General features: G+C 51.1%; 9 protein-coding genes and 1 tRNA gene. 4 read left to right on the forward strand and 6 right to left on the reverse strand.

Translation table 11 applies throughout. The features are described 5' to 3' along the window. Nucleotides 1-5: 5 nt before the first annotated feature. Both ACO6S1_RS13640 and ACO6S1_RS13645 read right to left on the reverse strand, forming a co-directional pair. Complete coding sequence (locus tag ACO6S1_RS13640) at nucleotides 6-695, reverse strand: hypothetical protein (protein ID WP_422343182.1); 690 nt, start codon at nucleotides 693-695, stop codon at nucleotides 6-8. Nucleotides 696-699: 4 nt separating this feature from the next. Continuing rightward, a complete protein-coding gene (locus tag ACO6S1_RS13645) occupies nucleotides 700-2,739 on the reverse strand; it encodes a CHASE2 domain-containing protein (RefSeq protein ID WP_422343183.1) in 2,040 nt (679 codons plus the stop codon). Between the two features lie 240 nt (nucleotides 2,740-2,979). Here ACO6S1_RS13645 and ACO6S1_RS13650 point away from each other — a divergent pair, with 240 nt between their 5' ends. Both ACO6S1_RS13650 and ACO6S1_RS13655 read left to right on the forward strand, forming a co-directional pair. After that, nucleotides 2,980-3,654, forward strand: a complete 675-nt coding sequence (locus ACO6S1_RS13650; RefSeq protein ID WP_422343184.1) for a S1 family peptidase — start codon at nucleotides 2,980-2,982, stop codon at nucleotides 3,652-3,654. A 99-nt stretch (nucleotides 3,655-3,753) separates the two neighbouring features. Beyond that, a complete protein-coding gene (locus tag ACO6S1_RS13655; protein ID WP_422343185.1) occupies nucleotides 3,754-7,551 on the forward strand; it encodes a hypothetical protein in 3,798 nt (1,265 codons plus the stop codon). Between the two features lie 271 nt (nucleotides 7,552-7,822). On the opposite strand, the gene ACO6S1_RS13660 is transcribed toward ACO6S1_RS13655, so the two are convergent. Then, nucleotides 7,823-7,896, reverse strand: a tRNA-Gln gene (locus tag ACO6S1_RS13660). 169 nt (nucleotides 7,897-8,065) lie between these two features. On the opposite strand from ACO6S1_RS13660, the gene ACO6S1_RS13665 reads away from it, so the two are divergent. Both ACO6S1_RS13665 and ACO6S1_RS13670 read left to right on the forward strand, forming a co-directional pair. Continuing rightward, nucleotides 8,066-9,178, forward strand: a complete 1,113-nt coding sequence (locus ACO6S1_RS13665; RefSeq protein WP_422343186.1) for a Ppx/GppA phosphatase family protein — start codon at nucleotides 8,066-8,068, stop codon at nucleotides 9,176-9,178. Between the two features lie 13 nt (nucleotides 9,179-9,191). Then, nucleotides 9,192-9,866 (forward strand): RlmE family RNA methyltransferase, encoded by a 675-nt coding sequence (locus ACO6S1_RS13670; RefSeq protein ID WP_422343187.1) that lies wholly within the window; start codon nucleotides 9,192-9,194, stop codon nucleotides 9,864-9,866. A gap of 210 nt (nucleotides 9,867-10,076) precedes the next feature. Here ACO6S1_RS13670 and ACO6S1_RS13675 read toward each other — a convergent pair whose 3' ends face one another. The 3 genes from ACO6S1_RS13675 to ACO6S1_RS13685 form a co-directional block, all read right to left on the reverse strand. Continuing rightward, the gene (locus tag ACO6S1_RS13675) at nucleotides 10,077-10,859 is read right to left on the reverse strand and encodes a DsbA family protein (RefSeq protein WP_422343188.1); all 783 of its coding nucleotides are present in this window, start codon (nucleotides 10,857-10,859) and stop codon (nucleotides 10,077-10,079) included. A 98-nt stretch (nucleotides 10,860-10,957) separates the two neighbouring features. Next, the gene (locus tag ACO6S1_RS13680; protein WP_422343189.1) at nucleotides 10,958-12,361 is read right to left on the reverse strand and encodes a M48 family metalloprotease; all 1,404 of its coding nucleotides are present in this window, start codon (nucleotides 12,359-12,361) and stop codon (nucleotides 10,958-10,960) included. A 175-nt stretch (nucleotides 12,362-12,536) separates the two neighbouring features. After that, on the reverse strand, nucleotides 12,537-15,239 hold the full coding sequence (locus tag ACO6S1_RS13685) for an Rne/Rng family ribonuclease (protein WP_422343190.1): 2,703 nt from the start codon (nucleotides 15,237-15,239) through the stop codon (nucleotides 12,537-12,539). Nucleotides 15,240-15,481: the final 242 nt, after the last annotated feature.

The raw sequence follows: 15,481 nt of genomic DNA on the forward strand, positions 1-15,481 counted from the left end.
CAGCACTAGTTGCCGCCAGATACACCAGCAACATTGACTACTTCCCCTGAGCGACGAAAGACATTACAACCTGGCCCTTGGAGGCTGAGAGTGCCACCTTTTTTTCGCAAGACCGTTAAGCTTTCCTTCCGCTTTAAACAAATTTCAGTTCCGGTCGGAATGGTCGCCTTGCGATTATAACGCCTCAACGCTGTCGCGCTGCCTCGTATTACCTTCACTTCACCCAAGTCTACTTGTGATGGTGAGGTACTACCGGCCCAGCCTCGAGCAGCTCCGGTTCGAGCACGTGACTTTCCTTTATTGTTGATAAAACTCTCTAACCTAGCTGGGCCCAATGATCCCGCTTCATTTTTGCCAGTCGCTACGGAGAGACAGCCAGGTCCACTTAAAACCTTCGTCCCAGTCTTCCCCAACACCGTGACTTTTTCTTGGTCATATAGGCAGATCAATGAATTACTGCTAATTTTCATCCCCGGTGTGCAACGGGCTTCAACTCCTCCCGATCCTTGTATAATCATAACCGTAGTCTTGGCTGCCTTTTTGTCATCAATCTGACATTGCCCGGCATTTATCGTTTCTGATTGACTTGAAACAACAGGTTCCACATTCGATGTAGTTGTGGCGCAAGCTGAGAGAAACAGACACAAAGCTGACACACTAATCATAAGCTTAACTGGGACTGGTGTACGGGCCATTCTTCTATTTTCCTCCGAGTTCATAAGGTTTTTCCAAAGTAAGGTTATTGAACCTGTCAACCATTGACATCACTGCCTTATCTTCTGGGTGCTTTGCAGCCAGTTCTCGAAGTCGCTGTTCAGCACCACCCAACCGCCCTTCAATCCGAACAATTACATCGACTAGGTCAGCGGTATACGCGCTACGCTCATCATCGATGGGTTCATAAACCTTCATCGCCGTTCCAACGCCTGATAATAAGACAGCGCCCATAGGCCGGTAACAGAATTCCGGGGCGCGTTCTTTTACCGCGTCACTAACAAGAATATCGGTATTTAGATATTTATTGGCGCCTTCCAAGCGAGCTGCAATATTCATCGCATCACCCAAAGCCGTGTATTGTATTCTTCGTTCTCCGCCGAAATTGCCCACTGTAGCGTGCCCAAAGTTTAAACCAATACGCGTCCGGCCAAGCATATTCTCCCCTTTCGAGAGTTCTACCCGCAGTCGCTCTGATGTTTTGTGCAAGGCAATGGCACATGCGACGCTATTCCTAGCATCCTCCTCCTCGGCTATTGGAGCGCCCCAAAATGCGATTATCGCATCTCCCACAAATTTGTCGATCGTTCCTTCATGATCCAAGATGACCTGACTCATATCTTCAAGATAGCGATTAAGAACCGTCGCCGTTTCTTGAGGACGGCGGTTGTGACTAAAACGGGTAAAACCCTCAAGATCTGTGAATAGCATATAGATGGGGCGCTCATCTCCTTCCAGCTTCAGTTTTTCGGGTTTTTCTAGTATCTCGAGTGCTACGCTTTCGGGTAAGAACTTGCCTAGCGCGCTGCGGGCAAAAGCTCGCTCGGTTGATGTCCTTGTCCGCAGAGTATAACCCACGCTCAAAAAAACTAACAGCCAGCTCAGCGAAATGCCGAAAGCCGGAAAATTAAGAAAATCATACCCGTTGCGATGTAATATGATAGGCAAAAGTGCGAGTCCGACCGTTTGCAATGCAACAGCAAAAACCAGAGCTACCGGTCGTCGTTCTATAGTCGCAGTCGCTGCACCTGCGACGATGAATAAGACTACAAGTAACAAAAGGCCCCATTGCGGCAAGCGAACAGGAAAATTGCGATCGAGCGATTGACGCAGCATATGTGCATGAACGGTAACGCCGGCTACAGTACTCTGATTTGAAAAACGCGTTATTGGCGTCGATAATTGATCGGAATTGAACGTATCGGCACCGACTAGGACGATACGGTCGCTAATTAGGTGCTGGAAATAGCCCAACAGCTCAGAGTCGGTAACGGTATCAAGCGGAAGCGTCGGAAACATGTCGGTGGCAAACTGCAAACCGGCCTCTATCTCTTCGTCTGTTAAATGAGAGAAAGTGATCGCTCCTGTATAACCTTTGGCCAAATCTTCAGCTCCACCCAATGCTGCCGCCAGCTGTGGCCTCCCTGAGTTTCCAAGATGCGGCCAGTTCCTTGCTATGCCAGTTTTATCTACTCCAATTACAGGCGACACACGTTTGACTTTGGGGTTATCGATACGTGTCCAGAATTCATTTTGATAATTGGAAGCGTCATCTGCAATTGACATATCCCAGTAAGCGGCTTGGTCATTTTCGGGATCGGCAAAAGCAACATACACCGGTATCGTCATCTGACTTAGTGTATCAATCAATACATCTTCATCATCAGTGGGTTGAATGAAAATCATGTCAATCCCAACAGCGCGCGCTCCGGCCTTTTCGATCGCACGCAATGCGCTAGCTAGTAATGCTCGATCGACCGGTGTGGTTTTACCAGTTTCCCGAGCTACCGCGTCATCGTAAAGCAACACGGTAATATCTGAATCGTTTGCCGCTTTCGGCGCTAACGAAAATCGATAAAGGTCGTGAAGAGCTCTATCAAGTCCGCCCATGACAGGAAGACGTGGCGTCATAAAGGGCAAGCCAAGGCTCAATATGAGCAAGCTCGCCCAAAAGATAACTCTCCCGCTAATGCTGATCCCCTTAACTGCCCGGCCAACACTACCAAGATCAAATGGGTAATTCAATCTGTCGAAGCCTGTGACCACATCGGCTAATGGCAGTAGGCCAGGAACCGCTTCGTTTTCTCGTGCTGGTGTCTTCCTGAAGCCCTATGCTGGCGATATCAATGTCGTGGCTGTATCGAATGAAGTCGGCAACGCCAGTAACAACTATCCTGTGCTTCTTCGGCCGCTGGATGTGATTAGTTGATTGGCCACGATGACCATATTTTGAATGAAATATAAAAAAATACAGGAAAAACCTAAATGACGACGGGACTTTCATTTACCGACGAAGATCTACAGAGAATGTATTGTTCAATCGCAGCCGTAGGCGACCGTGGCGGAACGGGCATGCTGCTAAAAGCATCTGAATCATCAAACCGAGTGCTTCTATTCACAAACTTTCACGTTTTGAATGGGACAAATCGAGCCCGGATAATGAATGTTTCTCAAAATTTTATACTACCCGATGGTTATCTCTTCGAAGGTTCTGAGGTCCATGATATCTGCGTAATTGATGTTTCTCGGAACATAACTGACCCGGTCAAGATCAAGTTGACGATCAATGATATCGAATTTGCTTCTGAGGGGATAACAAAAGCCATCTGCGCTGGCTGGCCTATGGATGATTCTGAAATCAGAATTGGGAACCCTCTGACGTCAAACCCAAAGTTTTTACTTGGTACAATCGATCAACAACGGATGGAAATAAATAGTCCTCCACAGAAACGGTTTGGCATGCAAACACATATCGGCTTATCAAGAGGACATTCCGGATCACCAATTTGGATCAAAGGAAGCAACAACCAAGCCAAAATAGCGGGTATGTACGCATTTATGGCACATCGATTTAATGGCGGAATTGATCAACGGTTTAGTGTCCATGGCATCGATCTAGTAGATTTCGCAATCCGATTGCTCAAAAGCGAATCTCCATAATGGGTTGTGCGGAAGCTCCTTGTCACCGGTTGCTGGCAGTCTAGTTTTAGTAAAGAACGAAGTAAGTTATAGTTTGAGTTTGTAACGATTGGAAATTTAGTGTTCGAAATAACTGGGGAAGAAATTCAGCGGCTGGACGACGTGGAATTGCGCACATTGGTTGCCAGGCTCGCTTTAGCTGAATTACGAGCCAGAAACCTGCCTGTGGCTGGCGTAACGGCAGGCGGCGATCAAAATGCTCCCGATGGCGGCTTGGATGTTCGCATCGAAGTGTCGGGCAGCACATTCGCGGGTGATTTTATCCCCCGCACTCCGTTGGGTATTCAAGTCAAAAAGTCTGATATGGGATCAGCGGCAATTACCAAGGAAATGAAACCCAATGGCGTCCTGCGACCGGTGCTGGGTGATCTAGCCGACTCTGGCGGTGGCTACATAATCGTTAGTGCCAAAGGTTCTGTAGCAGATGAGCCACTTCGGAATCGACGCAAGGCGATAATGAAGGCCGTCGCGGGCCATCCATCCGCGAACAAATTGCTGACGGATTTCTATGACCGTGAGAGAATGGCAACCTGGGTCAACCAATATCCCGGTGTCGCTGCATGGGTACGAGCGCGAGTTGGACGTCCGCTTGCTGGATGGCAATCATTGGGAGATTGGTCAGGTGTCCGCGTCGGTGGCGATGGAAAATACATTTCAGACGATGCCGCTTGTTTAGTGGATACCCGATCCAAAGATCAAAACATTCTTCCTATTGTCGAGGGCATCAATTGTATACGTCGTGCATTGTCAAAACCAAGACAATGTGTCCGCTTGATTGGGATGTCAGGCCTCGGTAAAACGCGGCTAGTCCAAGCCTTATTTGAAAGTGATGTCGGAAGTGAGGCGCTCGATCCTTCGTTTGCAGTGTATGCGGATTATTCCGAGGCTCCCCAACCAACTGCACAGCAACTAGCGTTGCAACTGGTAGAAACTGGTCAGCGCGCAATTCTCATTGTCGACAACTGCAATCCGCAAACACATTCTTATTTGTCTAATATTTGCGGAAGCAGCAAAAGCAAAATCAGTCTTATCACGGTCGAATATGACGTTCGCGACGACGAACCTGAACGAACAGAGGTTTTCCGTTTGCAGGCCGCTTCTGAGAGCACAATAGGGCAATGGCTTAAGGTGAACTTTGGCTATGTATCTCAAGTGGACCGTGACCGCATAGTAGAGTTTAGCGGAGGCAATTTCCGTGTAGCTGGCGTGTTGGCCGATACCGTCAAAAGTGGTGGTACGCTAGGAAATCTAAAAGATCGCGAGCTTTTCGGGCGAATTTTTCAGCAACGCAATGACCACAGCGAGGATTTACTGAGCGCTGCTGAGGCACTAGCTCTCGTCTATTCATTTGACGGAACAGATACGTCTGAAACAAGCGAGCTTGCGCTACTGGCTCCGATTGCGGGTGTAGAAACTACAAAGCTCTATGCTTTTGTTGCCCAGCTCAAGAGGCGGTCTGTCGTTCAATCACGTGGTCGATGGAGAGCATTACTACCTCATGCAATTGCTAACCGATTGGCCGCCCAAGCGCTTGAGCGCATTCCAGCTGATCAACTCGACAGTTTCTGCGCAAGTATCCCGGTTCGAATGCAGAAGTCGGTATCACGGCGATTGGGCTATTTGCATCACAATGATGAGGCCAAGCAAGCGGTTGCGCGCTGGCTGCACCCTGACGGCCCTTTAGAGAATCTTCTATTGGGAGATAGTCACTCCCTACAACTCCTTCACAATATTGCTCCAGTTGCCCCGGAGGCTGTTCTGCGGCGCATTGAAGAGGAGGTGAATGGAGCAGAAGGGTACAATTTACTTAATCCAAAGTCCCCGTCCCGTTGGCAATTGACAATGATCCTTAAGTCATTGTGCTACGATGCGACGCTATTTGACCGGGCAGCAATCCTTTTGGGTAAATTCCTTTCTGCGGAGGTTCCAAACGAAAATCACAATTCAGCCCGTGGGTCGTTCGAAGAACTTTTTCACCTACATCTTTCTGGTACGCAGGCACTTCCTGATCAACGAAGAAAATTGATCCGTACCCTATACAGAAGCTCGAACGCTGGTACGATTCGCTGTGGACATTCAGCCTTACGCGCACTTTTGCGATCAGGGGGTTTTTCTTCTTCTTCTAACTTTGATTTTGGTGCGCATCCAAGAGATTTTGGCTGGCATCCGCCGAAACATAGCGATATTTGGAATTGGTATCGCGATGCAATTGATCTTGCTGTTGAGTTAAGTACGGATTTGGGAACACGGCCTGAGATCAGGCGCATTGTCGCAGATAGGCTGAGTGGCATCTTGGGCATCGAAGCCTGTCTGAACGCCATAGAGGCTGCTGCGACAGAATTTCTCAATGACGGAGAATGGATAGACGGCTGGCTAGCGGTCCGTGGTACCATTCAGTTTCATGAAAAGAACTGGAAACCTGAAGTTAAAGACCGAGTGCTTGCGTTAGAAGAATTATTGCGCCCCTCCGATCCACTCAATGTAGCGAGAGCATATATTCTGGAGTCACGAGGATCGGGTTTCGATGTTCTCGATGATAACAATAATAGCGATGGAAAAAAGGACTACACAGCCGCCCACGAGCGGTTAGCGCAAAAAGCTGAAGCGATAGGGAGAGAATTTGGTAGTAAGAAGGAATTGTTGGCCCAATTCCTAACCGAAGCGCTTTGTTCCGAATACGCGCCACGCGCATTTTCTTTCGGTGTGGGGTTAGCAAAATCTGGTGAACCTTTAGCAGAAACGTGGCAAACGCTCCGAACCTCGCTAACGAGCTTACCGGTCGAGCAAAGAAATTCTACTATACTCGGTGGGTTTCTGCACAAATTATACGAAACAGATGCACCTCTGGGATCGGATATCCTCGACAAAATGCTGGTTGATTCTGAAATGGCTCCGCATTTCGTTTACCTTCAAGCACAGGCTGGCTTATCCAGAGAATCGATTGCTCGGCTGAGAAAGGCGATTTCTTCTGGTCATGTTAAGGCTGACAACTTTTATTTTCTAGCCTCGGGCCTATTGAGCTGCGCTCCACAAGATGCGCTTGCTGAGTTGCTAGACGAGCTTGGGGATCTAGAACGTGGAACTGCAGCTGCGCTCGAAATCTTCCATATGGCAACTTACTGTCTTAAAAAAGACGGATTAGAAGTGGTGAGTTCTCTAATCGATGTAGGGCACCAACTGTTACTTCGTACGGATTATAAAAATAGTAGTGGTGTCGGCGAGTATCGGGTTCAGCAGGCCATGAAGGAATGTTATTCTGGACCGGCCGGCGAGCAAGGTGCACGCGAGCTATGTCAACATCTCAAGATGAAAATTGCTACTCATGAAGTCTACGCATTCGAGCTTGATCATGTCTTTGATGTCATTTTTGAGTTACAGCCTTTGGTCGCGCTAGACGAGTTTTTTCGCGAAGGAAGATTGGAAGACGACGATCCAATTTATGGCAGCAACGGTTTAGGTAGGCGATCTCCATTGGAAAAAGTAGAGTCCACTGTATTGTGGTCATGGGCCAATCAAAACCCCCAATTGCGATACCCGCTCCTAAGCCGCTCACTGAATATTTTTGTTGCGGACGACTTTGATGGAGACAATGGTCTGTCGCCGATGTTTTTGGAGGCACTGGAGAATGCACCGGACCGAGCCCACTTCTTAAATAGCAATGCAATTCGGATGCTTCCAGGCGGCTGGAGTGGGGATCTATCTTTAATCTTAGATCGACGGTCTGAATATCTAGGCGTTTTGTCTGATCATGTAGACCAAGACGTTAGGATGTGGGCATCAAAGCAGATTGCAAACCTCAAGCGATGGGCGGATCAAGAGCGGGAGAGAGAAATTGCACACGAAGAAAGCTTCGAATGAATCTAGTGAAAGATCACTTTCAGCGCGGAAGCTATGCTATCCGATAATCTGCAAACCTCGATTCTAAAAAACGCGTTTGACCGTGATGAAAACATAACCGCTGCGAATACAATTGACTAATCTATGCAGCATCCATGTTGCATGGACGTGCCGGTACTCATCGAAAATCGGCGGAAATCAGCGAAATGTGTTGTAAGTAAAATGCAACACGAGTTGGAAGTCAATAAACTACAAGTTTTCTGGTAATATATTGAATAATTTAAATTATTTCTGGATCCCCCGTGAGGATTCGAACCTCAATTAACGGAGTCAGAGTCCGTGGTATTACCATTATACGACAGGGGAGTGCCGGGGGGCGCCATAAGCTGCCGCTCTTTGCTGGTCAAGACTTTTCCAAAAGGCGGGCGCCGGACAAGCTATCGCTAAACTCTTGCACATCTGCTGAGTGGAGGTTATCTCTGCATGCAAGTACCGGCGGTATTATCCGATCCGGAGAAATATAAGAGTAACGGTTATGGCGGATGAAGCATCCCCATCGCCGCAAACAAATGAAGGCGGAAAATCCGCAAGGACAGACCGCCCGAACAATGCGGCGAATTATAAAAACGGGAGTCGAAGTGCGCCTCCCCATCATCATAATGGTACCCGCTGGCCCAAGCTACGGTCTTATGCGGCGATAGATTTGGGCACCAATAACTGCAGGCTTTTGGTTGCAAAACCGTCATCTGACGGTTTTATCGTCACCGATGCATTTTCGCGCGTCGTTAGGTTGGGCGAAGGACTTGTGGAAACCGGCCGGATAAGCAACCGAGCAATGGATCGGGCAGTGGCTGCTTTATCGATTTGTGCAGACAAACTGAAACGTCGCAATGTGACGCTGGCCCGATCGGTGGCAACCGAAGCCTGTCGACGCGCCAGCAATGGCGACAAATTTATCGACCGTGTGCGCCGGGAAACCGGCATAGCACTTGATATTATAACTGCTGAAGAAGAGGCACGGCTGGCTGTGCTTGGGTGCCAAATATTGCTTGAACCGGGCGATGGGCCAGCGCTTATTTTCGATATAGGCGGCGGGTCGACGGAACTGGTATTGGTCGATACATCTGGCGCAGCGCCAGAAATCATCGACTGGCTGAGTGCGCCATGGGGTGTGGTTTCGTTGACCGAAAGCGAGAAATATGACGGCGATAATCCCGCCGATCGCGAGCAGGCTTTCGTCAATATGCGCGCGCGTGTTGCGGAAAGCTTCGCGGAATTTGCTAGTCGTTTGCCGGTGTCAGAAAATAGTGATTTCCGTTTACTCGGAACGAGCGGAACAGTGACAACATTGGCGAGCCTGCATCTCAAACTGCCGCATTATGATCGCAAATTGATCGACGGTTTGATCGTGCCGACAGAGTCCATGCGCGATATCAGCGCCATGCTGGCATCCTGTTCGCCCAATGAGCGAGCCGAGATACCCTGTATTGGCAAGGAGCGCGCGGATCTGGTGGTCGGCGGATGTGCCATTCTCGATTGCATCCTCGATATCTGGCCCGCCAACCGGGTTGGTGTGGCGGATCGCGGGATCAGAGAGGGCATATTGCGTGCTCTCATGTCATCGAACGAACGGCGGCCACAATCATGAATAGGACGCTGGCATGAGCAGAGGCAGATCAGGACAACGGCAGCGGGTAAAAACCGCAAAAGGCCGGAAAATCGGCTCGACCCGCTGGCTCGAACGGCAGTTGAACGATCCCTATGTCAAACAGGCGAAAGCCGACGGTTATCGATCGCGCGCCGCTTACAAGATATTGGAACTGGACGAACGCTTCAAATTTGTTCGCAAGGCTAAGGCTGTTGTCGATCTGGGCATTGCGCCGGGCGGTTGGGCGCAGGTCATTCGCAAATTTGTTCCGCAAGCCAAGATTGTTGGCATCGATCTGTTGCCGGTCGATCCGATTGAAGGCGTCACCATTTTTGAAATGGATTTCATGGACGACAGCGCGCCTGACAAGTTGATGGATGCGCTGGGCTGCGCGCCCGATCTTGTCCTGTCCGATATGGCGGCCAATACGGTCGGGCATCAGCAAACGGATCATCTGCGCACCATGGGTCTCGTTGAAGCGGGCGCTTATTTTGCGGTCGAAAATTTGCAGGAAGGCGGCGCATTCGTGGCGAAAGTTCTCGCCGGCGGCACGGATAATGATTTGCTGACATTGCTGAAGAAGCATTTCAAGACCGTAAAACATGCCAAGCCACCAGCCAGCCGCAAAGGCTCGTCGGAATGGTATGTCGTTGCCCAAGGGTTCAAGGGACGTCCGGAAGACGGCTGAATACCAGCGAAGTTTACAAAGTGTACACTGTCCTTATGAACATTTTCGTGCCGTAGAAACTGCACGAAAGTTCACACAAGTCTCATAGCCTTTATCCCCGATAATTTCCGCTATGATCAATATTCAAAACTGAGAAAGAGCCAGGCAACTCTTATCATGACGCGTGGTTTGTAGGAAAGCGCTGGAACCGGTCAATAATAGCGGATGTGCCTATTTCGAACCGCGTGCCTTGGCGATCATTTCCTTCAATCCATCATAGCCAACCGCGCCGACCTCGGTCTGGTTGCCGACCACAAAGGCGGGCGTGCCGGTGAACTGAAGCTTGCGGGCGACTTCGATATTGCGCTGGACTTCCTGTTGCGCTTCGGGGGAGGCGATAAATTTGCGCGCTGCCGCCATGTCGAGGCCAACTTCCTTGGCTGCGCTCGCAATGGTTGATGGCGTAGGCCGCCCGGTTGCGAACATGGTTTTGTGAAAGGCATAATATTTGCCCTGCTTGGCGGCCGCCAGGGCCATCAAGGCCGCATCATTACTGGCTTCGCTCAGGATCGGTAGTTCGCGGAAAACCACTTTGATATTCTTGTCTTCCTTTAGAACCCGATCAATATCGGCGGTGGTCTGCTTGCAATAGGGGCAGGCAAAGTCGGAATATTCAACGACAATCACATCACCATTGGGGTTTCCGGCAAAGGCGGCGCCGGCAAAGGGGGCCTCGATATCAGTACGCACCTCGTCAATCGCAGCCGTCTTTTGGCGATTCTGCAATATCTCGACCGCTTCGGGAATGATTTCAGGATTCTTCAGAATGTAATCGCGGACGATGGCCTCAATAGCGGCCTGTTCCTTGCTATCTATGCCTGCCGCCAGCGCGGCCTTTGTGGCCTCTTCTCCGGCCGAAGCGCCACCGGGTTGCAAGAACCAGACGGCCGCCGCCGCTGCAATGGCCAAACTGCCACCTGCCATAATCATCCACTTTCTATTATTATTTTCCACGTTCTATCATTCCCTGAGGATCAAGCTTCCTTGTCGAAGCTTCGTCCACTTGTCCACAATTGTTACAGATGGGGTGAATTTTGACTAACGGTAGTGGTCTAGCGCCGACGTCTGTCTGACTGTTCAAACTCGTTTTTGGCGATTAACGAAATATCCTGGGCGCGGATCCACTCCGGCGTGTTTTCCTTTATTCCAGCCATCGCGATTTGAGAGCTGCGGATCGCGCTGCTGTAATTGCGTTGCAACAGGGCGCTCTCTGCGGTCGCCAGCTGCGCGCGGGCGGTATCCCCTTGCTGGGAATAGACCACGCCTAGCTGATACCAGGCAAAGGGGTTTCTGTTGTCTTTAACAACAGCCGCTTTCAAGACCCGCTGCGCCTCTTCAAAATGGGCCTCGTCTTCGGTCGCAATCAGCGCGTGGCCAAACAGGCTGGCGATCAGGGGCTGATTGTTGGTCAACTGCACAGCTTTGCGCAAAGAAGTAATGGCTTCTTCCGGTCTGCCCGATTCCAGCAAAATCTGCCCATGTAATTCAAGGAAATAGGGGTCGTTCGGATTATCTCTGAGGAGATTGTTGACCTCCATCAGCGCCCGATCTGGATAGGCGCTCTTGTGCCAGGCATAGGCTCGGGCATAGCGTGCCGGAATGCTTTGATCGCTCTCCGGAAATTTGCGCAAAGTTGTGTTTGGTTCGCTGGTAAAGCCGAGCAGCTTTGCCTTGACGCGCTGAAACCGCTCTTCAATTTCGGGATCGGGCGGATTGTCCCACGCCGGATCGGCCTGATAGACGTCACGGAGCAGGGTTACACGTTCACCTGATAAGGGGTGGGTGCGGCCATAGCTATCCTCTTGCGGGATACCGAGACGGAATTCATAATTTTGCAGCTTCTTGAAAAAGTCGATCGAACCGCGTCCTGTAATACCAGCAGCGGAAAGATAGCGCGCGCCAGCCGAGTCAGCGGCCCGTTCCTGCACGCGGCTAAAGGCCAAAAATTTGCCGGTGGCGGCCTGTTGGCCCGCGGCCAGTATTCCCGCGCCGGCGTCGCCAGCTCCGGCGGCTATCGCAGCTGCGCCAAGAATGAGGCTGAGAATAGTAATTCCTGTCGCGGTTTTGATGCCTTCGTCAAACCGGATAATATGACCGCCTGTAATATGCCCAAGCTCGTGCGCCATAATGCCTTGAATCTCGACGGCACTGTCTGCCGCTTCAATCGTACCGGAATAGAAAAACATGCGCTGTCCGCCAGCGACAAAGGCGTTAATCTGGCTGCTGTTGATTAAAATGACCTCGACATCCTTGGCATCCAGTTCGGATACCGCAACCAATGGCGCAACCATGTCGCTGAACAGGGCCTCTGTCTCCGCATCGCGAAGAATGGACTGGGCCGCAACCGGCTGTACGGTAATCGCGATCATTGCCAGCAGGGCGGTAATGAACTGGCCCGCACGGGACAGGGACAGGCGCGCAAAGGGCTGGCGGTTAATAGCGTTCGGCGATGACATGAAATTCCTCAGGATGAAGCTCCAGCAATTATGAAAGCCTTTTAGCATAACCAGACTGAACCTGCGATGAAATCTATCTATTCGCATAAAAGCTGGCATCTATCGGCCTTGCAGAGATGCCGCACTATAAACTTCGGGGCACTCCTGTTCCCACAGGAGCGCCCCGATCATTCTATCAACCAAAGGTGCGTTGCCACCAGCCGCCACGAGGCGCCTCGGTTTTTTCGGATTTGGCTTCCTGAGCTGCGTCATCATCAGCCTTTTTGGCAACCGGCTTTTTTGCCGCCGGCTTCTTGGCGGCGGATTTGGCTTTCGGTTTCTCGTTCACTTCCGCGCCATCAGCATCGGCTTTCTTTGCCCTTGTGCGCGGTGCTTTCTTTACAGCGGGCTTTTCAGCCTTTGGCTCCTCGGCCGTTTCTGAGACAGTTTCCACTTTTTCCGATGCCGTTTTCGTCTTGCGCGGTGCGCGGCGGCGTTTCGGTTTTTCTTCAGCGTCTTTCGCTACGATATCATCTGTTGCGGAAGACTTATTGGACTCATCATCCTGCGGGTCAGCCTTTTTGCGTGAACGGCTTGCCCGTTTTGGCTTTTCTGCGGGTTCGGATGCGACTTCTGCAACCACTCCTTCGGAGCTCTCGGCCTCTGCCGATGTTTCGTCGGCAGCTTTGCGCTGGCGACCGCCACGCGAGCGGCGCGATTTTGGTTTTTCGCCATCATCTCTATCCTGCACCGCTTCATCGGATTTGGCTTCTTCTGCGGGTTGGTCATCGTTTTTGCGATCACCGCTTTCAACGGCCTGGACCTCACCTTCCTTGTTCCGGTCCGCGCCGCGTCCGCGTCTTCCGCGCCGACGACGTCGCTTGCGTGGCCGCTCTTCGGCTTCATCATCCTGCGCAACCACTTCGGCTTCGACTTCATCATCCTCGTCTTCGTCGTCGATAATGGGTTCGAACTTGGGTGCGTTTTTGGGTGGTCCGCCGGAACCCTTGACTTCCATCCGTGCGCCTTCAACCTCACCATCAGGCGTGATTTGGACCGATACACCATAGCGTTTTTCGATTTCATCAATTTCGTGCCGCTTGCTGTTCAGGACATAAATTGTCGCTTCCTGGCTGGCGGTCAGGGTAATCTGGCTCGCTTTACCCTTGGCGGCCTCTTCCTCGATCAATCGGAGAGCCGAAAGTGCGGAAGAGGATGCGGTACGGACAAGGCCAGTACCCTCGCAATGCGGGCAAACCTTGGTTGATGCCTCGAGCACACCGGTGCGCAGACGCTGACGGCTCATTTCCAGCAATCCGAAGCTCGAAATTCTTCCAACCTGAATGCGGGCGCGGTCGTTTTTCAAGGCATCGCGCATCGCCCGTTCTACTTTGCGAATATTCCCATGGCGGTCCATGTCGATGAAATCGATAACCACCAGGCCAGCCATATCGCGCAACCGCAATTGGCGCGCAATTTCAGCCGCTGCTTCAAGGTTGGTTTTAACTGCTGTCGCCTCAATCCCATGCTCGCGGGTTGATCGGCCAGAGTTAATATCGATCGAGACCAGGGCCTCTGTCGGATTAATAACCAGATAGCCGCCGGATTTCAGCTGAACTTCGGGTTGATACATTGCCGATAGCTGGTCCTCGACCCCGTAACGTTGGAATAGCGAAACCGGGTCGGCATAGCTTTTGACCCGCCGACTATGACTCGGCATCAGCAATTTCATGAAATTCTTTGCCGCCGCATAACCATCGGCGCCTTCAACCAGGACTTCTTCGATCTCACGATTATAGATGTCACGGATGGCGCGTTTAACCAGATCACTGTCGCTGTGGATCAATTTGGGTGCCACTGCACCCAGGGTATTCTCACGAACTTCATCCCATAACCGTGCGAGATAGTCGAAATCGCGCTTAATCTCTGGTTTGGTGCGCGATAATCCTGCCGTGCGGACGATACAGCCCATTGTGTTGGGCAATTTCAGATCAGCGATAATCGACTTTAGCCGTTTACGGTCACCGGCATTGTTGATTTTCCGGCTAATGCCGCCACCATGGGATGTATTGGGCATCAATACGCAATAGCGGCCGGCCAGGCTCAGATAGGTGGTAAGGGCAGCGCCTTTATTGCCGCGCTCTTCTTTAACAACCTGTACCAAAACAACCTGACGGCGTTGGATAACGTCTTGTATCTTGTAACGTTTGCGCAGGGCCATACGTTTCTGGCGTGCCTGATCGCTGGCTTTGGCTACATTCTTGCCGCCACGACCGCCGCGCCCGCGATTGCGACCTTTGCCGCGTTTGTTGCTATCCTTATGTTCGGAATCGCTTTCGCCGTCAGCAGTTTCCTTGCCGTCATCACCGGCTTCGTCTTCTGTTTCGCCGTCTTCGTCGTCGTCACCTTCTTCGTCGGCATCGTTGGCATCGTCGCCATTATCTTCCGTTGGAACCTCGCCTTCGGTGACATCAATCGTGTCAACGCTTTCGTCTTTCTCAACCTCAACCAGCGCCGTGTCCAGCTCTTCGGTTGCTTCGCTGCGCACCATGTCGGCCGGAGTGTCGTCTTCCTCTTCCTCTTGAGCGCGCAGGGCCGCTTCTTCGGCCGCATGCTCTGCTTCTTCAGCAAGCAGGCGTTCGCGGTCTTCTTGCGGGATCTGATAATAGTCGGGGTGAATTTCGCTAAAGGCGAGAAATCCGTGACGGTTACCGCCATAATCTACGAAAGCCGCCTGAAGCGAGGGTTCTACTCGCGTCACTTTGGCTAGATAAATATTGCCTTTTAGCTGTTTATGTTCCGAAGATTCGAAATCGAATTCTTCAATTTTGTTCCCTTTTACGACCGCCACTCGGGTTTCTTCCTGGTGGCGCGCGTCGATTAACATGCGCGTTGTCATTAAATATACTCCTGGCATGGTGCGGCGGGTATGTTCCCGGCGGGACCATGCAATATAAAAGGGATGACGTCTTCTTGCGCGCTGCCAAAATTGGGGGAGCGGACGGCGTCATCCGGTTAAATTCAAATATCTCTGAAAAAAATGCGTCTGCGACAAATGCATGGCCCGGGCCGTTAGCCAGGGTCTTTCCGTCCATAGAAACGCTTCCCTGTGGAAGAGTTCCGGAGCCGGATATGTCATGC

It is taken from the genome of Parasphingorhabdus sp., assembly GCF_965233695.1.
In the GTDB taxonomy this organism is placed as follows: Bacteria; Pseudomonadota; Alphaproteobacteria; order Sphingomonadales; family Sphingomonadaceae; genus Parasphingorhabdus.

Coding starts and splice junctions, on each gene's coding strand:
- ACO6S1_RS13640 (WP_422343182.1), bottom strand. CDS start 695: ATGGCCCGTACACCAGTCCCAGTTAAGCTTATGATTAGTGTGTCAGCT.
- ACO6S1_RS13650 (WP_422343184.1), top strand. CDS start 2,980: ATGACGACGGGACTTTCATTTACCGACGAAGATCTACAGAGAATGTAT.
- ACO6S1_RS13665 (WP_422343186.1), top strand. CDS start 8,066: ATGGCGGATGAAGCATCCCCATCGCCGCAAACAAATGAAGGCGGAAAA.
- ACO6S1_RS13670 (WP_422343187.1), top strand. CDS start 9,192: ATGAGCAGAGGCAGATCAGGACAACGGCAGCGGGTAAAAACCGCAAAA.
- ACO6S1_RS13680 (WP_422343189.1), bottom strand. CDS start 12,361: ATGTCATCGCCGAACGCTATTAACCGCCAGCCCTTTGCGCGCCTGTCC.
- ACO6S1_RS13685 (WP_422343190.1), bottom strand. CDS start 15,239: ATGACAACGCGCATGTTAATCGACGCGCGCCACCAGGAAGAAACCCGA.